Annotated in this window: 26 protein-coding genes and 1 other annotated feature (1 of these 27 only partly in view); of the genes, 2 read left to right on the top strand and 24 right to left on the bottom strand. The window is 47.0% G+C overall.

Annotation, left to right across the window (positions count from 1 at the left end; all coding sequences use genetic code 11):
* The 6 genes from PAV_RS36165 to PAV_RS14380 all read right to left on the bottom strand — a co-directional run.
* A protein-coding gene (locus PAV_RS36165) for a LysM peptidoglycan-binding domain-containing protein (RefSeq protein WP_051135131.1) crosses the window boundary here: on the bottom strand, window positions 1-282 show its beginning. 1,944 nt of this gene lie to the left of the window's left edge; only the first 282 of its 2,226 coding nucleotides appear in the window; the start codon lies at window positions 280-282; the stop codon falls past the left edge of the window.
* Window positions 283-433: 151 nt separating this feature from the next.
* Complete coding sequence (gene pheA / locus PAV_RS14400; RefSeq protein ID WP_005547397.1) at window positions 434-1,294, bottom strand: prephenate dehydratase; 861 nt, start codon at window positions 1,292-1,294, stop codon at window positions 434-436.
* A 21-nt stretch (window positions 1,295-1,315) separates the two neighbouring features.
* On the bottom strand, window positions 1,316-2,275 hold the full coding sequence (gene thrB, locus PAV_RS14395) for a homoserine kinase (RefSeq protein WP_005547394.1): 960 nt from the start codon (window positions 2,273-2,275) through the stop codon (window positions 1,316-1,318).
* Window positions 2,275-3,342 (bottom strand): threonine synthase, encoded by a 1,068-nt coding sequence (gene thrC / locus PAV_RS14390; RefSeq protein ID WP_005547393.1) that lies wholly within the window; start codon window positions 3,340-3,342, stop codon window positions 2,275-2,277. Before thrC ends, thrB begins: the two co-directional genes overlap by 1 nt.
* Window positions 3,343-3,377: 35 nt before the next feature.
* Complete coding sequence (locus PAV_RS14385; RefSeq protein ID WP_005547392.1) at window positions 3,378-4,664, bottom strand: homoserine dehydrogenase; 1,287 nt, start codon at window positions 4,662-4,664, stop codon at window positions 3,378-3,380.
* Window positions 4,665-4,748: 84 nt separating this feature from the next.
* A complete protein-coding gene (locus tag PAV_RS14380; RefSeq protein ID WP_005547391.1) occupies window positions 4,749-5,186 on the bottom strand; it encodes an ACT domain-containing protein in 438 nt (145 codons plus the stop codon).
* Window positions 5,187-5,481: 295 nt separating this feature from the next.
* Here PAV_RS14380 and PAV_RS14375 point away from each other — a divergent pair, with 295 nt between their 5' ends.
* Complete coding sequence (locus tag PAV_RS14375) at window positions 5,482-6,354, top strand: aldo/keto reductase (protein ID WP_005547390.1); 873 nt, start codon at window positions 5,482-5,484, stop codon at window positions 6,352-6,354.
* A gap of 74 nt (window positions 6,355-6,428) precedes the next feature.
* Here PAV_RS14375 and obgE read toward each other — a convergent pair whose 3' ends face one another.
* The 17 genes from obgE to PAV_RS14290 form a co-directional block, all read right to left on the bottom strand.
* Window positions 6,429-7,745, bottom strand: coding sequence for a GTPase ObgE (gene obgE, locus PAV_RS14370; RefSeq protein WP_005547389.1), 1,317 nt, complete (start codon window positions 7,743-7,745; stop codon window positions 6,429-6,431).
* Between the two features lie 12 nt (window positions 7,746-7,757).
* Window positions 7,758-8,513: a Spo0B domain-containing protein gene (locus PAV_RS14365; RefSeq protein ID WP_005547388.1), complete on the bottom strand. Its 756-nt coding sequence runs from the start codon at window positions 8,511-8,513 to the stop codon at window positions 7,758-7,760.
* Window positions 8,514-8,884: 371 nt separating this feature from the next.
* On the bottom strand, window positions 8,885-9,196 hold the full coding sequence (gene rpmA / locus PAV_RS14360) for a 50S ribosomal protein L27 (RefSeq protein WP_005547387.1): 312 nt from the start codon (window positions 9,194-9,196) through the stop codon (window positions 8,885-8,887).
* A 22-nt stretch (window positions 9,197-9,218) separates the two neighbouring features.
* Entirely contained in the window at window positions 9,219-9,545 is a 327-nt protein-coding gene (locus PAV_RS14355) for a ribosomal-processing cysteine protease Prp (protein ID WP_005547386.1), read from the bottom strand.
* A gap of 11 nt (window positions 9,546-9,556) precedes the next feature.
* Window positions 9,557-9,868, bottom strand: coding sequence for a 50S ribosomal protein L21 (gene rplU, locus PAV_RS14350; protein WP_005547385.1), 312 nt, complete (start codon window positions 9,866-9,868; stop codon window positions 9,557-9,559).
* 13 nt (window positions 9,869-9,881) lie between these two features.
* Window positions 9,882-9,961, bottom strand: a sequence feature (ribosomal protein L21 leader region).
* 53 nt (window positions 9,962-10,014) lie between these two features.
* The gene (locus PAV_RS14345; RefSeq protein ID WP_005547384.1) at window positions 10,015-11,280 is read right to left on the bottom strand and encodes an Rne/Rng family ribonuclease; all 1,266 of its coding nucleotides are present in this window, start codon (window positions 11,278-11,280) and stop codon (window positions 10,015-10,017) included.
* Between the two features lie 164 nt (window positions 11,281-11,444).
* A complete protein-coding gene (locus PAV_RS14340) occupies window positions 11,445-12,314 on the bottom strand; it encodes a site-2 protease family protein (protein ID WP_005547382.1) in 870 nt (289 codons plus the stop codon).
* Entirely contained in the window at window positions 12,307-13,239 is a 933-nt protein-coding gene (locus tag PAV_RS14335; RefSeq protein ID WP_005547380.1) for a M23 family metallopeptidase, read from the bottom strand. The genes PAV_RS14340 and PAV_RS14335 overlap by 8 nt, the downstream gene beginning before the upstream one ends.
* Before the next feature lie 223 nt (window positions 13,240-13,462).
* Complete coding sequence (locus PAV_RS14330; protein WP_005547378.1) at window positions 13,463-14,620, bottom strand: FtsW/RodA/SpoVE family cell cycle protein; 1,158 nt, start codon at window positions 14,618-14,620, stop codon at window positions 13,463-13,465.
* 7 nt (window positions 14,621-14,627) lie between these two features.
* On the bottom strand, window positions 14,628-15,425 hold the full coding sequence (gene minD / locus PAV_RS14325) for a septum site-determining protein MinD (protein ID WP_005547377.1): 798 nt from the start codon (window positions 15,423-15,425) through the stop codon (window positions 14,628-14,630).
* Between the two features lie 4 nt (window positions 15,426-15,429).
* Complete coding sequence (gene minC / locus PAV_RS14320; protein WP_040736033.1) at window positions 15,430-16,086, bottom strand: septum site-determining protein MinC; 657 nt, start codon at window positions 16,084-16,086, stop codon at window positions 15,430-15,432.
* A gap of 227 nt (window positions 16,087-16,313) precedes the next feature.
* Complete coding sequence (gene mreD / locus PAV_RS14315; RefSeq protein ID WP_005547373.1) at window positions 16,314-16,841, bottom strand: rod shape-determining protein MreD; 528 nt, start codon at window positions 16,839-16,841, stop codon at window positions 16,314-16,316.
* Window positions 16,838-17,740, bottom strand: a complete 903-nt coding sequence (gene mreC, locus PAV_RS14310) for a rod shape-determining protein MreC (protein WP_040735979.1) — start codon at window positions 17,738-17,740, stop codon at window positions 16,838-16,840. The genes mreD and mreC overlap by 4 nt, the downstream gene beginning before the upstream one ends.
* Window positions 17,741-17,927: 187 nt before the next feature.
* On the bottom strand, window positions 17,928-18,962 hold the full coding sequence (locus PAV_RS14305) for a rod shape-determining protein (protein ID WP_005547368.1): 1,035 nt from the start codon (window positions 18,960-18,962) through the stop codon (window positions 17,928-17,930).
* Window positions 18,963-19,005: 43 nt separating this feature from the next.
* Entirely contained in the window at window positions 19,006-19,692 is a 687-nt protein-coding gene (gene radC / locus PAV_RS14300; protein ID WP_005547366.1) for a RadC family protein, read from the bottom strand.
* 170 nt (window positions 19,693-19,862) lie between these two features.
* Window positions 19,863-20,471 carry a Maf family protein gene (locus PAV_RS14295; RefSeq protein ID WP_005547364.1) on the bottom strand — a complete coding sequence of 203 codons (609 nt, stop codon included), beginning with the start codon at window positions 20,469-20,471 and terminating at the stop codon, window positions 19,863-19,865.
* 263 nt (window positions 20,472-20,734) lie between these two features.
* Window positions 20,735-22,096: an SPOR domain-containing protein gene (locus tag PAV_RS14290; protein ID WP_005547361.1), complete on the bottom strand. Its 1,362-nt coding sequence runs from the start codon at window positions 22,094-22,096 to the stop codon at window positions 20,735-20,737.
* Between the two features lie 183 nt (window positions 22,097-22,279).
* Between PAV_RS14290 and PAV_RS33445 the strand changes: the two genes are divergently transcribed.
* Entirely contained in the window at window positions 22,280-22,516 is a 237-nt protein-coding gene (locus PAV_RS33445) for a hypothetical protein (protein ID WP_005547360.1), read from the top strand.
* A gap of 124 nt (window positions 22,517-22,640) precedes the next feature.
* Here PAV_RS33445 and murC read toward each other — a convergent pair whose 3' ends face one another.
* Entirely contained in the window at window positions 22,641-24,008 is a 1,368-nt protein-coding gene (murC, locus tag PAV_RS14285) for a UDP-N-acetylmuramate--L-alanine ligase (protein WP_040735977.1), read from the bottom strand.
* Window positions 24,009-24,013 lie beyond the last annotated feature (5 nt).

The raw sequence follows: 24,013 nt of genomic DNA, 5'->3' as shown, positions 1-24,013 counted from the left end.
ATTTTTGAGCTGTGGATTCGCATCAATCATTGTTTGAAGAGGTATTCCCCATGCCTTGGACAGCTTCCACAGGGTATCCCCTTCCTTTACTACATGCTTGTGTACAATCTCATGCCCGCTAGAAGGAACCGGAGTAGAGGGAACTTTGATTTTCATGCCTACATCCAATTCATTCGGGTTTGCAATCTGACTATTCATGGAAATTAGTTTTTCTAATGTTATTCCGTATTTTTTCGCCAGCGCATAAAGCGTGTCGCCTTTCTTAACAATGTGTATTTTCACTCCATGCAACCTCCCACACGTTCGTCATCCTACTCCAATCGGACATACGCCCGTAATCAACTATTATATCCTATGCAGCAAATAGGCGTTTGACATCCTAATATACAATAAAAACTAAAAAATCCTCCCTATAATAGGGAGGACAACAACTCTAATCTGCTAACGAAAACTCGTACGAGTAACTTGGATAAGTACCAAGGATACGCACTTGACAGCCAATTGCTTCGATTTCTTCAATTGCAGCAGGAAGCAAGACTGTGTCTAAGGCCATTTCAACATCGATATAGAAATAATAGCTGCCTAGCTTTCTCTTTGTTGGCCGGGATTCAATACGCGACAAGTTAATTCGTCGCCATGCAAATGCAGAAAGCACCTGATGAAGCGCCCCCGGAAAATCCTCAGGCAGCGTAACCAAAATCGTCGTCTTCTGTGCTGCGGAAGGAGGTAATTGAAGCGGCTTCTTCCCAATGAGCACAAAACGTGTAAAATTATTTTGGTGATCCGTCACCTTCGGTGCCAATATATCCAATCCATGGGTTTGCGCACCGATTGTAGTTCCAATGGCTGCCCAGCCGCGGTCAGGATTTTGCTTCACAATTCTAATCGCTTCAGCCGTGCTGCTCACATGTTCCAGCTCGGCATGCGGCAAATACGTACGGATATACTGCATGCATTGAGCCATCGCCACTGGATGAGACATTATTTTTTGAATATTGCTCCAGTCCCCCTGCACTTCTTTTTGGCGGCCTACAAGATTTTGAATAGACGGATACACCCATTCCGCTTGAAACGGCAAATCTACCTCGTGAACAATCCAGTCCATATGGAGATTGACCGAGCCTTCAATTGTATTCTCAATCGGTATAACACTATAATCTGAGTCGCCACGCGCTGTAGAAAGGAATACATCCGAAATCAGCTTGTAGTGTACAAATTGATGGTCTTTTCCAGCTAGGTGCAAAGCGGCCTCATGAGAAACTGAGCCTTCCGGCAATAATGCAATTCGTGCCATGTACGCTAACTCCTTTATCGGCTATTCACGCATGTGTGCGGATAAAATCGATGCCATATCGCCCCATGAACCGATGCATACCGCACCTTCCCGGCTTGGCTCTAATTCCTTCACTACAGCTTCAATGCGATGTTCCGCAAATGTATCCTTCATAAACATAATCAACTCACGGCTATTACGGCGTTTGTCAATCATGGCAAGCAATGTCGGGCCGGCGCCACTTAGTGCGGCTCCAAGCGCACCATACTGAACAGCATGTTCTAAAATATAAGTCATGCCCGGTATTAGCTGTGCACGATAAGGCTGATGCAGGCAATCTTTCATCGCCTCAGACAGTACATCAAATCTTCCATTGCTGAGAGCAGCAACTAGCAGCGAGGAACGGCTAATATTAAATACGGCACTTGCTACATCTACTTGAGTAGGCAGTACGCCACGAGCTTGCTTCGTTGCGAGCTGAAATTGTGGAATAGCGACCACCGTAGACAGATGGAAGTCCGGCTCAACACGTACATATGTCGTATGCTTGCCATCCCATGCAGCTGCTACAACCCCGCCCACAAGAGATGCACCAACATTGTCCGGATGCTGCTCAATTGCTGTCGCCATGTCATACAAACGATCAAGATCGAGCGGTTCACCAATGAGCTTATTAGCGGCAACCAAACCGCCAACGATAGCTGAGGCGCTGCTCCCGAGACCTCTCGTTAATGGGATTTCACTGTATACATCCATTTCAATCGGACACTGCTCAACACCCGCTTCGGCAAATACAGATTGTGCAAGGCGATAAATTAAATTGCTCCTATCTGTCGGAATCCCGTTCAAATTAGATCCATGCAATCTGATGACAGTATGATCAGCCGGCTTCATTGCAATCCATAGATGCAGCTTAAGGGCCATGCCAAGCGTATCGAACCCTGGACCTAAATTTGCAGTGCTCGCCGGTACACGCACGAGCACGCCTTCTTCCCGCCACATTATTGTTCACGCTCCAGCTTCGCAATAGCTTCCATAACTGCCTCTTCGGTATCTTGGACAACAAGCGGTTCCTTGGCTACCGTCTTAATTGCGATATTCGGATCCTTCAAGCCGTGCCCTGTGAGCACACTCACTACCGTTTCACCACCCTTGAAGTATCCTTCCTTATGAAGCTTAAGCACGCCTGCTAGCGACGCTGCAGAACCAGGTTCAGCAAATACGCCTTCCTTCGCGGCCATCAATTGATAAGCTTCGAGAATTTGCTCGTCGGTTACGTAATTAATTTGACCGTTCGATTGTTCCGCAGATTCCACTGCTGTCTTCCAACTCGCCGGATTGCCAATACGGATGGCCGTAGCAATGGTTTCCGGATTCGCAATCGGCTCGCCTTTCACGATTGCCATAGCTCCTTCTGCTTCGAACCCAACCATTCGCGGCAAGGAACTCGTCTTGCCCGCAGCATGGTACTCCTTGAAGCCTTTCCAGTAAGCTGATATATTACCGGCATTGCCAACAGGGATCGCAAGTACGTCTGGCGCTTTCCCCAATTGATCGCACACCTCGAAGGCCGCTGTTTTTTGACCCTCGATTCGATATGGATTTACCGAGTTCACGAGTGTTTTTGGATGCTTTGCCGTAATTTCTCTTACAATTTCAAGCGCACGGTCGAAGTTACCCTCAATGGCGATAATTTTGGCACCGTAGATCATCGCTTGCGCAAGCTTGCCAAGTGCAATGTTATTATTCGGAATAAGAACGATGCAATTCAAACCTGCACGAGCTGCATAAGCAGCAGCCGCAGCGGAAGTATTGCCTGTGGACGCACACATAATGGTACGGCTTCCCTCTTCAACCGCCTTCGCTACAGCCATTACCATGCCGCGATCCTTGAACGATCCAGTAGGATTTAGCCCTTCATATTTAAAGTACAAATCCAAACCAAGCTCTTCGGATAGACGATCTGCGCGAATCAGCGGCGTATTGCCCTCATGCAGCGTTAGCTTCGGCGTATTGTCGTTGATCGGCAAATATGATTTGTATGATTCCAATAGTCCCATGTATCTCATCGAAATAACCCCTTTTCTGCTGCCAAAGTGAAGAATTAACCTTCTACCCGATATGCGCTCTTGATGGATTTAATAACGTCCAGTTCTTCAAAATGTTTAAATACCTTCTTCATACTGGCTTGGCTAGCTTGATGCGTAATAATAATAATTTCAGCATCTGGATGATGTGGATTCGGCTGCTGAACCACCGAGTCAAGACTGACATCGTATTCTGCAAACACTTGCGTAATCTGTGCAAGCACCCCAGCCTTATCTTCGACATGAAGAAGAATAAAGTTTTTATAGGAAATCTGATCGTCCGTCTTTAATTTCTTTTCCCTATAAGGAGTCAACGCCCGCAGACCATTCACGCCGAGCTTCATATTCTTGATTACAGCAGCCAAGTCCGACACCACTGAAGTTGCAGTAGGCATCTCACCTGCACCCGGACCATAGAACATCGTTTCCCCTACAGCCTCACCGTATACGTAAACTGCATTGAACACACCATTGACCGAAGCGAGTGGATGTGCACTGCTGATCATGGTAGGCTGAACAACAACGCTGATCTGATCGTCCTGACGCTCTGCAATGCCGAGCAGCTTCATCTCATAGCCAAGCCGCTTCGCAAATAAGATATCTTCTTTCTTAATTTGCGAGATGCCGCAGACTTCAACATCCTCTAAGGCTACGTCTGCATGGAATCCAAGTGTCGCTAATATAGCCATCTTACGTGCAGCATCCAGCCCCTCTACATCAGAAGTTGGATCGGCTTCTGCGTATCCAAGTTGCTGGGCTTCCTCCAACACTTCCTTGTACCCAGCACCCTCCTTGCTCATTTTCGTCAAAATATAGTTCGTTGTTCCGTTAACGATCCCCATAATCTTCTTAATGCGATCGGATGAAAAGCTCTCCATCAGCGTACGAATAATCGGAATGCCGCCAGCCACACTCGCTTCGTACAGCACATCACAATGGTTGGCTTTTGCCTTTGCCATAATCTCTCGACCATGAAGTGCCATCAAGTCTTTATTTGCCGTCACCACATGCTTGCCGCGATCCAGCGCATCCATGATATACTGCTTCGTCGGCTCAAGACCGCCCATGACCTCGATCACGATATCGATATCAGGGTTATTAATAATGTCTTCAGCATGTTCGGTTAATTTATACTCAGGAATGCTAATACTGCGTTCCTTATGAATGTTGTTCACGAGTACCTTCTCAATTACAATCGGAGATCCTACTTGGCTGGACAAATCTTCTTGATGCCCCTCCACAATACGTACAACACCAGTTCCTACCGTCCCTAAACCTAGCAATCCAACTTTAATTGGCTTCATAAACCGGTTCCTCCCCTTCTCCCAGCAACTGTCTGTATCTTCATGTAGTGATAACGAATACCGATGTAAATTAAGCAAGTACACTTATCCTTGTCCGATGATTGTCACACGCTTCACACCAGGAATATCACGAAGCGCATCCAGCATGTTACCGAACGGCTCTGCAATCAGTGATGTTTCTACTGAAATCACTACATTGGCTATTCCTTGCAGTGGAATCGTCTGATTAATCGTAAGTACGTTTCCTTCAAATGAGGCGACGGAACCAAGCACCTTGGACAAAATGCCAGAACGATGATCCAAATCCATAGAAATGGTTACAATCCGTTCGCGCTCCAGTTGATTAAGCGGGAAGATGCCGTCTTTATATTTGTAGAAAGCACTCCGGCTCAAATCAACTCGCTCAGCAGCCTCATGAACCGTCTTTACTTCACCTGTTGCGAGCAATTGCTTTGCTCTTACCGTCTTCACTACCGCCTCTGGCAATATGTCTTCTCTCACCAAGTAATATCGCTCTGCCATGATCAAGTCCTCCGTATAAAGACTTTTGTTTATTTATAGAGGACATTATAGCGGATATGTACATAGGTTGGCAATAGGCTATCTATAAAAATCGCTTATTCATGCAACTTGCTGTTCTAAAAAGTTGAATACACTATACATGATTATCCCCATCGTTTTCCTAGTTTTTTCTAAAAATAAAATCTCGCTGATAAAACACGAAACCTTTCTCTCGCAATACAGTATCACCTTACAATCAGTGAAAATAACCGCTTGCCTGCTGTATCCAACGATTTTTTGGGAGGTAGAATTTTTCATGATACAAACATGGCTTGGCAATTCTAATACGAAGGTATCTAGACTAGGTCTGGGATGCGCTCCCTTATCCGTCTCCGGCAGACCTGACAGGTCACAAGCAATTGCTGTCATTCAAGCTGCATTCGAAAGCGGTATTTCGCTATTTGACACGGCAAATACATACTGCCTCGATGAACACGATCTCGGTCACAATGAGCACTTGCTGCAAGAAGCGCTGTCCGGCTATTCGAGTGATGATTATCTGATTATAACGAAAGGGGGCTTGGCTCGTCCGAACGGTACATGGATTTGTGACGGCAAACCCCACTCACTTCGAGCGGCATGCGAACACAGCCTGCGCACCTTACAGCGAGAATACCATCCTATGTATATCCTGCATGCCCCAGATCCTGATGTCCCGTTCGAGGAATCAGTAGGTGAATTAATCCGGCTGCAAAATGAAGGAAAAATTCTTCATTTGGGCTTGTCCAACGTCTCTGTCGCTCAGTGCCAACAAGCGCTTAATATGACTACAATTTCGTGCATCCAGAACAGACTCCATCTATATGACAGACATTCAGATGATGTGCTTCGATGGTGTGAGCAGCACATCATATCCTTTATTGCTTACAGCCCATTCGGTGGATCCGAACGTTCCAGCCATTTGCAATCTGATCCTATATTGACTGAACTTGCCCACAAATATTCAGTAAGTCCTTATCAAATCGTAATTGCTTGGCTGCTTGCTCTCTCTCCTAATCTCTTGCCGATCCCGGCAGCCACGAAACCCGCCTCCATCGAAGACAGTACACGCGGCATCGATCTTCTGCTGGACGCGGCCGATATATCGCTTCTAACGAATCTTGCTTCGTCGAGCAAACACTCCATTTGATCAAGAATATGGCACAAATAAAAACGCCAGACCCAATATAGGATCTGGCGTTCCATCGTTGATACAGTAGGCAATCAATAGTAGCTGCTGCCTTCGACAAATTCAAACTCAAAGTCAGCAATGCGCACAATCGTTCCATCCGTTGCGCCGCGCTTCCGCAACGCTTCGTCGATTCCCATATGGCGAAGCGTACGTGCAAAACGCAAAATAGCATCATGCGAGTTCATTTGCATACGCTTCAGCATATTTTCAACCGCTTCGCTTTCGACAACAAATGTATCGTTCTCGCGACGAATTGTAAATTCTGAATCGTGTTTCGTTTTCTCAAAGCGGTAAATTTTACGTTCTTCAACCTCTGCAACTTCTTCTACTTCAGGCGCCTCAGGCAAAGCTTCAAGCATATCCATTGCTTTATAAAGCAGCTCTTGAATCCCTTGGCGTGTAAGTGAAGAGATTGGCATAATTTCGATATCGCTTCCCGTCATCTCACGAACTTTCTCACGGAATATTGCCAAGTTCTCTTCCGCTTCGGGCATATCCATTTTATTGGCTGCAATGATTTGAGGTCGCTCGGCCAACTTCTCGTTGTACAGCTTCAATTCCTCGTTTATCTTCACCCAGTCGTCAAATGGCTCTCGCCCCTCAGTGCCAGCCATATCAACGACATGGATAATGATACGGGTACGCTCAACGTGACGAAGGAATTCATGACCTAGTCCAATCCCCGTATGAGCACCTTCGATCAATCCTGGAAGATCGGCCATTACGAAACTGCGTCCTTCTCCAACATCGACCATCCCTAAGTTCGGTGTAATTGTCGTAAAATGATACGCGCCAATCTTCGGCTGTGCCGAAGACACAACGGAAAGGAGCGTCGACTTGCCAACACTCGGGAATCCGACTAAGCCTACATCAGCCATAACCTTCAGCTCAAGAATAACCCAGCGCTCTTGTCCTTCTTCTCCACGTTCAGCAAGCTCTGGCGCAGGATTATTTGCTGTCGCAAAACGAATGTTACCCCGGCCTCCTCGACCGCCCTTCGCGATAACAACTTCTTGCCCTTGACGTGTCAGGTCTGCAATAACTTCCTTCGTATCGTCATCGATGACTACTGTTCCAGGCGGAACGCGGACAATCATATCCTCGGCATTCGCCCCATGCCGGCTCTTATTCCGGCCCTTCTCACCACGGTCAGCCTTAAAATGCTTCTGATAACGGAAATCTACAAGCGTACGCAACCCTTCATCAACACGGAAAATAACGTCGCCGCCATTTCCTCCGTCACCGCCAGCGGGTCCACCCATTGGCACATATTTTTCCCTGCGGTACGAGACGATTCCATCGCCTCCGTCGCCGCCTTTTACATAAATCCTCGTCTTATCTACAAACATGCTGTCACCTCATTATGCACTGCATGGCACGACTATATGGTAGGCATCCTGCCCATCATGTTGATTCGCCGACAACTGCTCCAGCCGCACGCCGCGTTCCATCGCAATTCGTCTCAGCTTCTCGGCCACTTCGCCCGGCCGAAGCAGTTTACCCTCTAATTGATATTGAATGTTAAGTTGGTTCGGTTCACACCATATCGCAAGCTGCAGCGGACAATAAGCATCCCCCTGCTCCTTGGATGCGAAGCGGAACGTGTGAACTGACTCCACAATCATATTCGTCAAGCGGACGGCATCCACCGTAAGGTTCAATCGGTCGAGTTCAAGCGGCTCTGGAATTATTACCTTAAGCGGCATCGTACCTCCAGAGGTACGGTGCTGCATTAAAAACATAATAAGTTCCGGAAGACCAAGCTTGGCAATACGGCTTTCCTCCGCCATTCTTTCCTTTATTGTTTCCACGCAGTCCGGTAATTTATCGTATTTTTTCAAACGAACATATCCATACAGAAGCTGCAAGTCATTCATCCAATCATGACGCTGATGATTCATTAATTGAATTGCGGATAATTGGGCGTCTTGAAGCATTTCTTCACTTCGTCGCTTCAGTTGTCGCGAGAACAGCCAAAATGCTGCGCCAATACTGGCAGCCATAACGAATGTGAGTCCAATACGCCATCCGATGTGCATATTGCAACCAATGATCGCTGTTGCGCTAACTGCAGCGACAGCAAAACAACAGCCGATCCATAAGCTTGTCCTATTCATCCCTTCGCTCCCCGATACTCACACATTTCCAGTTATGTACAAACTCCCCGAATTTCAGTATATCATGTGCCTGAAATCACGTCCAAACAAAATCATACTAAGAATTAAAGGATTTACATAAATCATTCCAAATCTCAATAGAATTTAGAAAGCATGCGGACCGCTTGAAGTGCGGTGATATGCGGGAAATCGTAAGCAGGTTAAAAAGGAAATGTTGAGGCGCAACCTCTAACGAGACAGCCCTCTGCTGTGTAACTACAGTTTTGAACGAGCTGCCATATTTACAAGGAAAGCTCTTTGTATGACTGAGGAATCTCGTCACTCTTATCATTAAAAAAACCCTCGGCTCAAGCCGAGGGTTTTCAGTCGTCTTAGTTCTCCACAGCTGCTGCAACTGGTGCAGCTTCAACCGGGTAGACGCTCGCTTTTTTGCGATCGCGGCCCCAACGTTCGAACTTAACAACGCCGTCCACTTTTGCGAACAGAGTGTCGTCCTTACCGATGCCCACGTTGTTACCTGGGTGAATTTTCGTACCACGTTGACGCACCAAAATGCTGCCAGCAGTAACTACTTGACCGTCGGAGCGCTTCACACCAAGACGGCGACCGATACTGTCACGGCCGTTCTTTGTGGAACCTACCCCTTTTTTGGATGCGAACAACTGAAGGTTCAGTTTCAACATTATAGTCTACCTCCTTGCTCACTTAATTGTCTTCTATTTGAAGATACGAATCGTATGAAGTTTCGATCGTGTACAAACTGACGATCATCGACTCCAACAGCAATTGAACCTTAGCTTCGATATCAGGCTGTCCAATGTGCGGAACACGTCCGCTCAAAAAGCCATCCTTCATCTCGCAATCAAGCTCAATGCCTGTCAATGCTTCAATGGCGTTCACCACGCCCACCGATACCGAAGAGACTCCCGCACATACGATATCCTCTCCGTGGCGAGCATAATTCGCATGTCCTTCAATGGAGAAACTCTCGATTGAACGATCCGGCTTGCGCCGTATAGTAATGCGAATCATATGGCACCCTCTTACGCCTGAATGTTCTCAATCGTCACTTTTGTATATGGTTGACGATGACCTTGCTTACGACGGTAGTTCTTTTTCGCTTTGTACTTGTACACGACAATTTTCGCGCCTTTTCCATGCTTTTCAACTTTCGCCGTAACAGTAGCACCGGATACTACCGGAGTACCTGTGACCAAACCGTTGTCCTTGGATACTGCCAATACACGGTCAAATGTCACGCTTTCGCCTTCAGCAGCGTTCAGCTTCTCGATGTACAATACATCACCTGCTTGAACTTTGTACTGCTTGCCACCTGTTTCGATAATTGCGTACATTGTGTTGCACCTCCTCATGTCTCAGACTCGCCTAAATCAGGTGGTAAAGCATGGCTTCACTCTTATACCTGTCTGGAGCGGTTACAGCATGTGCAGCACTAGACTTTACACATACCCGTAGATCTTAGCATAGTTCGTCATAAAAATCAACGTATAAATTCCGTTCCCCGTTCGGAAAGAGAAGAGGGAACTACCCCGCTCCCCTCGCACTCGGGACAAGTGTGGAACAATTGATGCATAACCTGTGCACGAACTTTTTTTCGTGTCAGTTCCATCAGACCAAGCTTCGTCCAGCCAACAACCAGACACTTAGTGCGATCCTTCCGCATCATCGTCTCTAATCGTTCTACAACACGTACTCGATGTTCTTCCGTTACCATATCGATGAAATCAACAATGATAATGCCGCCGATATCGCGAAGACGAATAAGACGCGCAATCTCTTCCGCCGCCTCCAGATTCGTTAAAAATACGGTTTCTTCCAAATCGCTTGTTCCCGTATATTTTCCCGTGTTCACATCAATAACAGTCAGCGCTTCCGTTTGATCCCATACAAGATACCCTCCGCTTTGCAGCCATGTCTTGCGCTGAAAGGCCTTGTCCAGTTGATCTTTAACCCGGTAACGAGTAAATAGCGGCTCGCTGTCCTTATATACGTGAATTCGATTTTCCAAATCAGGGGCAAACGAACGAACAAACGACTGAACCTTTTTCAATTGGCGGACATCATCAATGAGCAGCTGATCAACCTCGCGCGAGAATGCATCACGAACAAGCCGTTCCACCATGCTTAAGTCACGGTGCAGCAAAGTGGGAGCCTGAGCCTCCTTGGCACGTATACCGATATCCCCCCACAGCTTGCGAAGTGATTCAATATCCCCCTCGAGCGTCTCAGTTGATTCGCCTTGAGCAACGGTACGAATAATCATTCCCTCTTCGTCTTGGCGAAGCTGGTCAGCAAGCTGTTTCAAACGACTGCGTTCCGATTCTTGCTCAATTTTCTTAGATACACCGATATAATCAGCATATGGCATAAACACCGAATATCTGCCAGGCAGCGAATAGTGCGTCGTAACACGAGCGCCTTTGCTGCCTAACGGATCCTTCATTACTTGCACGATAAGCTCCTGTCCGACACGCAGCAGGCTTGTTATCGGCGGTTTTTGCTTAGGTTGTTTCTCCAAATGAGGATGCAAACAATCATCGACATATAAAAATGCATTCTTCTTCTGTCCGATGTCCACGAACGCAGCCTGCATTCCAGGAAGCACATTCACTACTCTCCCCTTATATAAACTGCCGACCAGCGTTGTGCCAGTTGCACGTTCGACTGCAAATTCGACGAGCCGACCATGTTCAAGCAACGCCATCTGCGTCACCTGTTCCTCACAGTGAACAATCATCTGATTCATGGTATCACCTCTACTACAGCGCGTCATCATCCATTGTAACATGAAGCAGGATACGGTGAACATGCCGGTTTATGGAACAGACCAGAAAAAATCTTTTTCGATCCTCAATTTAATTCTATAAGCTTGGTAAAGCAGTAAACTAAGCCAAAACCGCACACCTTGGTTCACTCCTTTATACTATTGCGAGGCGGCGGCTCTTCAAAAAAAGCATCGATTAGCTGCTGCTCTGGCATGATCCGTACAATTCGCCCTTCATCGCCTACTACGTATATAAAATGATAATCATCTCTTCGGAACAGACGCACAATTCGTGATAACGAGCGTCCGCCTTCTGTTACAATCGGGCGTCCTAATGTCACCGCCCGTTCCCACTCTCGCAATCTTGTTGGGCGATGCATAAGGAAGCGTACGAAGCGAAAAGGGATATTTCGATGTTCCTCCCAGTTGGTCCAAATCAAAAATAACGCCATCATCATGAGATTAAGATTCAGCTTGCCGCCTGTCAGTAACGGATACATGCTGTATAACAACATGATCACACTACAGCCAAGACTGATCCGGGCACCAATCAACAGTGTTCGATGGTAACTCATCCATAGTGAGTACGCAGCTTGCATCATTCTGCCGCCATCAAGCGGGAGGATCGGCAGCAAATTGAACAATCCAATAAAAGCATTCGCCTGAATAAATCCATCTGCCCATTCCGGGCTGCACCACCCCATCGTTTTCAAATACAACGCAATGAGTATCATGAGTCCGTTCTGCACGGGGCCAGCTATCGCTACTACCCACTCTTGCCATGCAGGAGACAGGGCCCCATCCTCGGTCTCTGCCATCCCCCCGAATGGAAGCAGCTTAACCTCAGTGATGCTCCAGCCAAATGCTTTGGCGCAAGCAACATGTCCTAATTCATGAATAAAAACAATTGCAAATAAGGTAAGCAGTTCGTACATATAACCTGTAACAGCAGCTGCAGCCATGAGAATGATGAATAATGGATGAAGCGAATAGGTGGTTCCACCCCATTTAATCAAGTCGTATCACATCCGCCGGGTCAATATATACTCCGCGCTGCTGCATGGCAAAGGTAAGCACGGGATTAGTGCCTATCCCTGCAGACTTTCCATTGCCCTGAATCGTGCCTATGGTCGCACCAGACTCAAGCCAGTCATCTACTTGAACCGAGCTGGATGAAAGTCCACCATATACCGACACTAGACCATCAGCATGCTGAACGACTACCGTGATGCCGTTCTTCTCATCTGTTGTTACTTGTTCAATTTTACCAGTAGCGATATTCTGAACTTCGATCGCTGTACCATTAGAATCATCAGGTTCAATAGCGACGCTCCTTAAATTCATAGCAAAAGGTTGCACAATCTGCCCCTTAATCGGAGGCGGATAGGAATGAGCGGCCTGTACAGTCTTCGTAGATTCCTTATCTTGTGGAAACAAAGGGATGAATACAGGTGTTCCAGCAAAGGTTCGTTCATACCAGGCCGCAATCGGCCGCATATCCATTTCGTCATGGAGAGACGATTGTATCCAGGCCCGTATTGGTGCATTCCACTCAGCCGGGAAGGATGTAATTCCGTAAGCAGCAGCGAACAACAGAATAGATACAAGAAGTCTGGAACGCCAAGAACGCCACACACTGCCTCCCCTTGAAGGAGGTTCCTCCCATCCATAACGCTCATTCCATTGTGTTCGGTTCAGCTTCCACTGCTGCTCAGGGTCATATTGAGACCTCCGGCTCGATTCGTAGTCCTCGAGCTGTTCTATGTTTTTATTGTCAACCGTTGCGGAGGGATAGCTCAACACCACTTCAGGGTGAACAAAGGCAGGCGGAGACGATATTCCATCCACATCTTCCACCGCATGCGACTTGCGTTTTACTTCTTCAGCAATTAGAATGTCTCGGATTCGCTCCTGTCTTCGACGTCGAATGTCCTCTTTCATGCTTGTCTCATCCCTTCTTAACCCAATTCATCAGCAAGTATGCAAGTTTTAACCGACTTAATGAGGTGCTTATCCCATATGTATGACAAGCCCGCAGCATATATGAACAGCGAACTAGAGAACAAGCGGTTGTACGAAAAAGCGGCAGCACGTCCGTTATGGACATGCTGCCGCCGCAGCTGCAATCTGTGTATAGTAAGACCTTGGCTCAAGCCAGACCTAATTAAGGCTCTATTTGATATTTTTCCTGATAGATGTGTATGCTCATGACCAGTCCAATACAAATCATATTTAAGAGGAGCGATGTACCGCCATAACTGATGAATGGCAATGTAATCCCGGTAATTGGCATCAAGCCAATCATCATCCCTATATTCTCGAAAATTTGGAACACGAACATCGACACGATACCGATAATCATGTAGGATCCCCGCAGGTCATAGCACTGGAAGGCAATGAGAATCATCCTGTAAATCATCAGAAAGTATAACAGCAGCAGTAGGGCTGAGCCCTGGAAACCGAATTCTTCGCCAATTACGACGAATATAGCATCCGAGTACGTATATGGTATGAAGCTGCGCTGCTTCAGCTCGCCCTTCAAATACCCGTCGCCGCTTAGGCCGCCAGAGCCGATGGCAATCATCGCATAGTTGGACTGATGCTTCGCATCATCCGTTGCATCGTCTGGGTTAATAAACGTATTAATCCGTTCATACCAATGTTTCTTCTCGAGCTTGTAGACGAAGAAATCCTTCACTTCTTTGTTGAAGGTCGTAAACGAAGCATACACTGCTCCCCCTAAGACAGCCACACAAATGAGGGCCACAAGAACATGCCGGTATTTAACAGCTCCGATCCACAGCATCCCAATTAGAATAACGATATATATAATGGCGTTACCGAGGTCAGGCTGAATAACAACCAGTCCAAATGGAAGTAGCGTTATAAGTCCGATTGGAAGCAAATCCTTCGTAAACGTTAGCGGATCTCCGTCCCTTCTCCCTAGCAATTGCGCGAGCGCGAAGATGAGCGTAATTTTCGCAAGCTCAGCAGGCTGGAAGGTCTGCCCTCCGGGGAGCTTATACCAGCCAACAGCACCGTTTATATTCGCCCCAAAGAAAAACACGCCTACGAGAAGCACGATTGTGATTCCCATCGAAATGGGCCAGCTTTTTAATAACAGCCGATAATCGAACAGTGCTACAGCAAACATAAGGATGAAGCCGATCACATAAAATATGATCGTTTTCATCATCATGGAGGTATCACTAAACGTCGCATCTCCATGCGTTGCACTCAAGATGACCAGTGGGCTGAATATTGAAAACACGAGCAAAATACTGACTATTATCCAATCAATTCGTTTCAGCTTGTTCAGCACTGATTAATCATCCCATTCCAAAAAACTTCTTCACGCGGTTCAGCACGCCCTTCTTCTGCTCAAGCGGCATAAGCGGCACTGTATCCCCTAGGATGCGGCGCGCGATATTGCGATAAGCCACAGCAGCAGGAGCATCCGGATTCATGACCGTAGGCTCCCCAGAGTTAGCGGCTTTAATAACCAATTCATCATCAGGAACCACGCCGAGCAGATCGATATTGAGCACTTGCAAAATATCGTCCAACTCGAGCATTCCGCCATCCTTCTTCATCATATTGGCACGAACCCGGTTTACAATCAGCTTCGGCGAGGAGACTTCGGAATTCTCCAGAAGCCCAATAATTCGATCAGCATCACGAACTGCTGCATTCTCAGGTGTCGTAACGACGATAGCATGATCTGCGCCGGCAATTGCATTTTTAAACCCTTGCTCAATACCTGCCGGACAGTCAATGATAATATATTCGAAGTCCTTTTTTAACTCCAGAACGATATCCTTAACCTGCTCTGGCGACACTGCCAGCTTGTCCTTTGTCTGTGCTGCAGGCAGCATATACAATTCATCAAACCGCTTGTCCTTGACAAGCGCTTGATTCAAGCGGCAACGGCCATCCGCAACATCGCAAATATCATAGATGATACGATTTTCAAGCCCCATCACGACGTCTAGGTTGCGAAGACCGATATCTGTATCGATCATACACACCTTTTTGCCGAGCAAAGCAAGCGCGGTACCAATATTCGCGGATGTCGTCGTCTTACCGACGCCGCCTTTGCCCGAAGTGACGACGATTGCCTCTCCCATCCTCCTACACTCCTTTGAACATATTGATGTCCTTGCGAACGCGATGAAGCTGCGAGATTTTATCAATTTGCATGACATTGTCATGCACATAAGCAAACTCCATATGCGATTGAGTAACCCCCCATTCATCCGGCGGTCTGCTAATGATTTCACCTATGCGCAATTGCGTCGGTGCAAATAACGAGGCCGCGATGACAGCGGAAAGTTCTCCTTCTACTCCTGCATGAACCGTTCCACGCAGTGCCCCCAGGACAAATACATCGCCTGTGCATACAATTATTCCGCTAGGGTTGACATCCCCTAAAAACAATAAATTTCCTTCGTGACGCAGCACCTGTCCGGAACGTACCATACCGGTTCTCGTTTCGATATGATACCCCTTCTGCTCCGCCTTCTTATCCACAATAGATTCAATCGAACGTACGAGTAAATTCCCTTGCTGCCGCAGCACGCCCAGCACTTCTGTCTTCTGCTCGTCTGTCACAGCACGGGCTCCTAACTTGACATCGACATAAACAATTGGCCCGTCGAAAAAATGCGGTGTATGTTCAAGCTTGTCGCGCAATTCACCCAACAAGACTGTAAATTCACACTTATCGTCAAGCAGGAACACTAGGCCGTCCTTCGTGCCTTTAATCGTTACCAGTGGCTTGGCCGTCATGAAAGGTCCCTCCCCAATTTTATCTTTTTCGAGATGGAAGAGGAAAGTTCCTGCAATACCGTGTTGAAACATAAGAAATTCCCTCATAATTGTCTGTTTCTTCGAACGGGCTTTGTTTTATGAGAGTTGCTTTGTTACAAGCACATGTATTACGTATTCAACATACAATTTCTGATACAGGATCATAAAAAGGCACAAGCCGTCTGGAAACAATTCCAAGACGGCTATCACCCCTGTTCATCTTCGGTAGATTTCTTCCCAGATAAATGGTCGAACCATCTTCGCATCGGAACATATATGGCCAACGAAAATATAAGCTGCACAATCAGGCTCGGAATCATAAAATCGAATATTGCATATTCGAACGTCATTCCATGCAAGCCAAACAGCCGGTAGGCCGCATATAGCATCGTCTGATAGGCAAAGGTGCCGAATACTGAAATGATCATCATCGAAATCATGGCTGTGTGGCGGGACGCAAAAAGCAATCCCGTCAAATATCCGAGCAGCCCCATGCTAAATGTATGCGGGCCCAGCATATGTCCATAATATACAATATCCTGCAGAAACCCGAATCCCAATCCCATCATCAATGCAGCATGCCGATGATGATATACGGCATGATACAGGATTACGATGAATACCAACTGCGGCACAATCCGTCCTTGCCATGCATCTGGAATTAATACAGGCAGCAGCGATCCTTCCATCAGGAAGAGAATGAACATGAATACGATCATCCAGTTTCGATTCATTGCTGCGCCTCTTTCCCAGTCTCATTCATATCTGGTGTGATGACAATGAACAGCTCACGCCAGTCGCGATAAGTTGCAGCAGGCTTAACAGTTGCGGAATGCGTTAACCCAATATCCCCTACTTGCCGTGATACAACTTGCCCAAGAACGAGACCTTTCGGGAATGAACCTCCAAGGCCAGACGATACAATTGTATCCCCCTCCTCCAGTTCATCATCCTCTTGAATACGTGTCATTAAGAACGTACCGCTACTATGATCATAAGACTCAATTATGCCGAAAGACTTGTTTTCCTTGCCGAGCACAGTAGCCGAAATCGCAGGTGAATTCGGATCCTTCTCATCCATATTCGTCAGCAGCTGAACAGTTGAGGAGAATTCGAATACACGGCTCACAATCCCCACTACACCTTCCGTCGAAATGACAGGCATCCCTTGACGCACACCATTTTTTGAACCAAGGTTCAAGTTCAGCGTCTGGTTGAACGGATCCGCTACATTAATCGACGTCACCTGTGCAATGCGGTACTTGTAAGGCAAATTCATTTGCTTCTGCCGCTCTGTAAAGTTCAGATCGTCCTGAAGCCGTTTATTTTCCGCTGCAATCGAATTGTAGTAAGCTTTATCCCGTGTATATTGTGCGAGCATCGTCTTCAACTGCACGTTTTCTTCATGCAGGTCTTTCAGATTGCCAATATCCCTCACGAAATTCGATACATAAGAAGCTGGCCGATAGAAAATTTGCTGCACAAAGGTTACGGTGTCATGTACAAACTTCTCTGGCCATGTAAGATTCAGTCGTCCGCCTAACGTAAACCCCATCAACGCAATAAATAAAATAAGGCCGAACAACATCAAAAATAAACGTTTGTTCCCCAAAAGCTTAAACAGAATTAACACCTTCTCATCGTAAAGAGGTACTCGTTCCCTCAGAAAAGAGGTTGCTCATGATGCCCGCTTGCCATCATCCAGTCGTTCCCGCAAGCATCATGCCAGCATGAAGCTTGGCAGCAACCCTTAGCGATAACAATGCCCGCGTCGGTGGAACGAATCGACGCGGGTATCAGACTACCTCATGGGCGTATTCTTATCGTTTGGAACGAAGCGCTGAACTGCTGCGTCCCTTGAACAAATGAATATTGTCAAGCGCGCGTCCAGTACCAATCGCTACGCAATCTAGCGGGTTCTCTGCCACGATGACCGGCATTCCAGTTTCACGAGCCAACAGCTTGTCTAGATTGCGGAGCAAGGCGCCGCCGCCAGTCAGAACAATACCGCGATCCATAATATCAGCTGCCAATTCAGGAGGACATTTCTCCAACGTTACCTTAACAGCTTCCACAATTGAGCTCACTGTATCTGCCAATGCATCTGTAATTTCGTTCGAGGAAATCGTTAGTGGCTTCGGAAGACCTGTCAACAAGTCGCGGCCGCGAATTTCCATCTTTTCTTCTTCATCAAGTCCCATAGCAGAACCGATATCCATCTTCAACTGTTCTGCCGTACGCTCACCAATCATCAAATTGTATTGGCGCTTAATGAATTGAATAATTGCTTCGTCCATTTCATCGCCTGCAACGCGAACGGAACGGCATGTCACAATACCCCCGAGGGAAATAACAGCTACCTCAGTCGTACCGCCACCAATATCAACAACCATGCTTCCTGTCGGTTCCCATACAGGCAGATCAGCACCGATAGCGGCCGCAAACGGCTCTTCAATCGTATAAGCTTCTCTAGCTCCCGCTTGCTTCGTAGCGTCTTCAACCGCACGCTGTTCTACGGCCGTGATGCCGGAAGGCACGCATACCATTACGTTCGGATGGCGCGGGAACAGCGAACGCTGCTTCTGAGCTTGCCGAATGAAATATTTTATCATTGTCGCAGTTGTGTCAAAGTCTGCAATGACTCCGTCTTTCATTGGACGGATTGCACGGATATTCCCCGGTGTACGTCCAATCATATTTTTCGCGGCTTCACCTACCGCCTCGATCGTCTTCGAATCTGTGCGGATTGCTACCACAGACGGTTCACGCACAACGACACCTTTTCCGCGTACATAGACCAATGTATTTGCAGTTCCCAAGTCAATTCCTAAATCTTTCGTAAAGCCACCCAACATGATGTTAATCTCCTTTTTATAACCTTCAATCTCAATCATTATATTACATGAGCCCGCGTTCCTTCAAACTCACATATTGGTTATCGCCAATAACCAAATGGTCCAACAGTTCGATGCCAACAATCTCCCCAGCCTCCATGAGCCGCCTTGTAAGGGCAACATCCTCCGGGCTTGGTGTTGGATCTCCACTCGGGTGATTGTGAGCACATATGATGGAAGCCGCACCGCACTTCAGAGCGGCTTTAAACACTTCGCGGGGATGTACCAAAGAGGCATCCAGGATGCCGATCGAAATCGTTTCCTGAGCTATAATTCGATTCTTCGTATTCAAAAACAAACAAATAAAATGTTCCTTGTCATAGTATCGCATAGATTCCATCAGCAAATCAGCAGCATCTTGCGGCTGTCGTATCTGCAGGGCATCTTCCAGACAAGAGCGCGACATACGGCGTCCTAATTCTAATCCGGCCTTCAATTGCAGCGCCTTAGCGTCCCCTATACCACGAATTGCAGTCAATTCCGTGATAGACATATCATGCAAATGCCGCAGTTGACCTACCTGATTCAATATTCGCTGCGCCAACGTAATAGCAGACTCGTTCCTTGTACCTGTACGCAGTAATATAGCAAGTAATTCAGCATGGCTTATCGATTCTGCCCCATATTGCATCATGCGCTCTCTCGGACGTTCTTCATGGGGAAGATCGCGTAGAAGTGGACTATGTCCCATTCTTACAACCCCCTATAGTCGATTGTCCGGTCGCCATCATGCGCCGACGAGGCATATCATTGTCGGCATCCGCTGTTCATTTGGACCGTCTTGTAATCATCATTTCACATTCATTACCCAATTGCAATCCATGCTTACCATGCCGCTTTCAATTGCATTTCAGCTCGCCGCTACGGAACAATGATGTCGAACGTCGCCAGCATATCGCTGACGAGCGACAACGGCAATCCAACTACATTGAAATAACAGCCATCGATGTGCGTAACGAGCGTAGAGCCAATTCCTTGAATCCCATAGGCCCCGGCCTTGTCCATTGGCTCGCCTGTTGCAACATAGCGACGTATTTGCTCTTCTGTCCATGGCTTCATATGGACGGTTGTAACCCCATGCGCAACCTCAGTATGCTTTCCTGCTGCGTCGATCATTGCTACACCAGTATAGACCTTGTGAGCATTTCCTTGCAGCGAGGTCAACATTTGAACCGCATCTTCTTCATTTATAGGCTTGCCCAGTACCTTGCCATCCAGCACTACAATAGTGTCTGAACCGATAACAATACCACCCTCACCTGCTGCTCTGCGAATATCAGCTACTGCCCTCGCCTTGCGCAGCGCCAACGTTTCAACAATGCAATCTGGCGGCATATCAGCGGCTACCGTTTCATCAGCATCGCTTGGATGCACCACATAAGGAAGACCGAGTGATCGGACAAGCTCCTGTCTCCGTGGAGAGGAGGAAGCCATAACGATAGTTGGTCTCTCGAATTTTGATTTACTCATTTTCGAAGTCGCTCCTCGCCATTTTTTGACACTGTTCTATTATACGCGGAACTGACTGTCGAAACAAACATTCAAATGATGATCTTTGTAATAAATAGATGAACAATTTATGGTAATTCAACCAACACCCCCAATTTCCATCCGTTCGTCTCTCCCTTTCACTATTCCGATACGAATACAAGTTCTGTTATAGAAAAAAACAAAGTCCATTACCGGACTCTGTCCATATGAGCAATCTAATGTGTCCGCTTCTGCTTCGCGTTTTAAACCTTCATCGTTTCTAGCCAAGCCGCCTCCGCATTGCGATAATGCATAACAGCCTGCTGAATGCTCCACAAATGCGAGGATGAAGGCTGCTTATTATATTCATTCACCGCGCTGATAGCCGTGTTCATGCTCTGAACCAGTTCTGTCCATGAAGTCTTGGATTGATCAGGGATCCCCTTTTGTACAGCGCTCATTTGCTGTGTCCACTTCTGGTGATCCTTTCTTAGCTGTTCCGTGATCTCTTGAGAGAATGCTTCTGTATTTGCCTTTTCTAAATAAACGATTGATTGCGTCATTAGCCAATCATTCACAACATCACTTTGACCAAGGAACTGCTCAACGGAGGCAGAATCGCCTTGAAATGCCAGCTTGGCAATGGCGGGCCGATTCAATGTCCGTACATATAACTCCATCTGTTTGTTTTTCAGCAGCGAACTTAATCCCATCGCATCCTCCTTCGAAGTTGCTATCGCTGCATAGACGCGATGCTGATCAGACTTCTCCGCCATCGCAGCCATACCGAGTTCCCTTAGCTCAGACGCTGCTTTCTGAGCCCCTTCTTCCTGCGCGAACACACCGTATTGCAGCATGTAAAATACTTTTTCCGGTATATTTACATCCGTTACATACAAGCCTGTAGCGGTGGCAGCCGAGCCTCCTCCACTCGCAGCAGACGACGGCTTGCTTGTTGTATCTCCTGCCTTCACCTTACTCTGTTCATTAGTTGCCGTTCCATGAGCGGAGGACTCGCCGCCTTTCCCTTGTTTATCGTTGGCGAATACGGGAATAGCATTGTTTGGATTCGGCATCGACACTTCTCCCTTGAACAAGGACAAAGCAAGAAAGCCGAATAAAGCACCTGTAGCAAGCGCTCCTGCAACCGATGCTATGACTCTCCATACCGGGGGCTTGCGAGAGCGTGTATGAACTCCATTCCATAGCAATTCCCCTTGATCGCTTAACGAACCGGAAGCAGGATCCTCTATAGAGGAGGAAAGAGAGTAACCGTTTTTCGGAATTTCATATCCAGGCTGATGATCCGTCTCACGAATCCATCTCTCTACTCGTTCATGCTCGTTCTCTACGGGTTCATGTATTGGTTTAACTGGAAGAATATCACTTTCGGCCTTCTCTATATGTCGGTTCTCCACCGTAATTGCCTCACTGTATTCCTCGTGTTCTGCCTGGCCTGTCCGGTCAGGCTCTATGCTATTCACAATCGTACCATCAGACAGCTCCTCCCAATCCGTAAGACGCTCACTCTTCTGGTTCGTCTCCATCCCTTGGCGTTCAAGCTTATCCTTACCTTGATTGGAATCATCGAATCGAAATGTCATTTTCGCTCTCATGTTACTCATTACCGAACACCTACCTTGTCCTATTGGTTATTAGTAGATTTATGCTAGATTGCATTCCAATAGAACCGAACTCACAAATTAATTGCTAGAAAAAACACTTAATATATCATGCCGCAAGAGTCTTATCGCATCTCATAACTCTAGCATAGGATACAGAAGAAAGAACAAAGGAGGTGTAGTGGAGTGAAAAAAGCTAGAATTCAAAATTTTGGGTTGTCTCCTATCGAGGTTCGTCGATTTGTTAGACGAAATGTTGGTCGTCTCGTAGTTGTCGTTCTATGTTCAGGCGAAGTGTTGGTAGGTAGAATCATTTTTGCAGGTATTTTCTCCTTCCGCTTACGAATACGCCGCCGCGGAATCTCTATCATACGACGGATTCGATATGATGATGTACGTGCGATCAAACGTGTTTTCTGTTAAGCTCAATGCGTCAAACGGATAAACAAAAAGATCGAGTTAGAGGATCTGCATCCGAACTCGATCTTTTCTATACAATCATGTAATACAGACTTTATTGACCTTAGGAGTATTCCTTGCCAAGCTGCTATTTTAGCACCTCAACCAATCCACGCGCCGTCTTCCAAATATCGCCCGCTCCCATTGTGATGACCAGATCACCAGGTTTTACGATCGATTTCAGACGCTCCAACGCATCACTCTTATCCGCAATATACTGCGCATTGCGATTACTATTCTCACGAATGCGTTCAACCAGCTTCGAAGAGTGCACTCCTTCGATCGGCTTCTCTCCAGCTGGAGAATAAATATCTGTCAAAATCAACTCATCCGCACCAGCGAATGCGCGGCTGAATTGATCGAACAGGAAATAAGTTCGAGAATATCGCTGCGGCTGGAATACCGCAACAATGCGGCGGTTTGTTGCTTTGGCAGCTGATAGAGTTGCTTCGATCTCTGTCGGATGATGTGCATAGTCATCTACAACCAGTACGCCCTGCTCTTCACCGATGACTTGGAAACGACGTTTCGCCCCAATAAAGTCCACAATGGCTGCCGCTGCCTGCTCGAATGGAATTCCAGTACGCATAGCAACAATAATAGTAGCCATTGCATTCAATACATTATGCGTACCCGGAATAGATAGTTGAACCGAACCAAGCGCCTTGCCTTGATGATTCATCGTAAAGGTCATGCCGCGATCTTCCGCGATAATCTCTGTAGCTGTATAATCAGCCGCTTGCTCAATGCCGTATGTCACAACACCTGCACCCAAGCTCGGAAGCATAGCTCCGACAATTGGATCATCTGCACACAATACAGAGCATCCATCCGCGCTTACTTGAGACAGAAACTGTACATAAGCCTCTTTCAAGCGTTCGAAATCTCCGCCATAATTCTCTAAATGATCGGCTTCAATATTGAGTACAACCGCGATATGAGGGTGATAATTCAAGAAGGAGCCATCACTCTCATCCGCTTCCGCAACTACATACTCGCTGTTACCTGCTTGGGCATTCGTCCCTAGGTTCGTCACTTCGCCGCCGATGATATAAGTCGGATCCACACCACAGCGCTCCATAACAAACGCGATCATCGAAGAAGTCGTTGTCTTTCCGTGAGCGCCTGCTACAGCAATGCCTTTCTTCGCATTCAGTAAGCGTGCCAGCATTTGTGAGCGGTGAATAACTGGAATACCCTGCTGTTCAGCTGCAACCCGTTCCACATTGTCCTTCGGACAAGCTGTAGAATATACCACTGTATCTGCGTTCTGAACATAGGCTGGGTCATGCCCGATATGTACAGTCGCCCCTTTTTTGCGTAACTTTTCCGTCAAATCCTGTTCGGCCACATCGGACCCCGTGACGGTGTACCCCATTTCCAGCATGACACGAGCGATGGCGCTCATCCCATAGCCCCCGATGCCGATAAAATGAATATGTTCCGTCGTATTCAAAACGA

This window comes from Paenibacillus alvei DSM 29, assembly GCF_000293805.1.
GTDB lineage: Bacteria > Bacillota > Bacilli > Paenibacillales > Paenibacillaceae > Paenibacillus_B > Paenibacillus_B alvei.
Note: the sequence above shows the minus strand (reverse complement) of the source record. Positions and strands in the feature narration are given on the sequence as shown.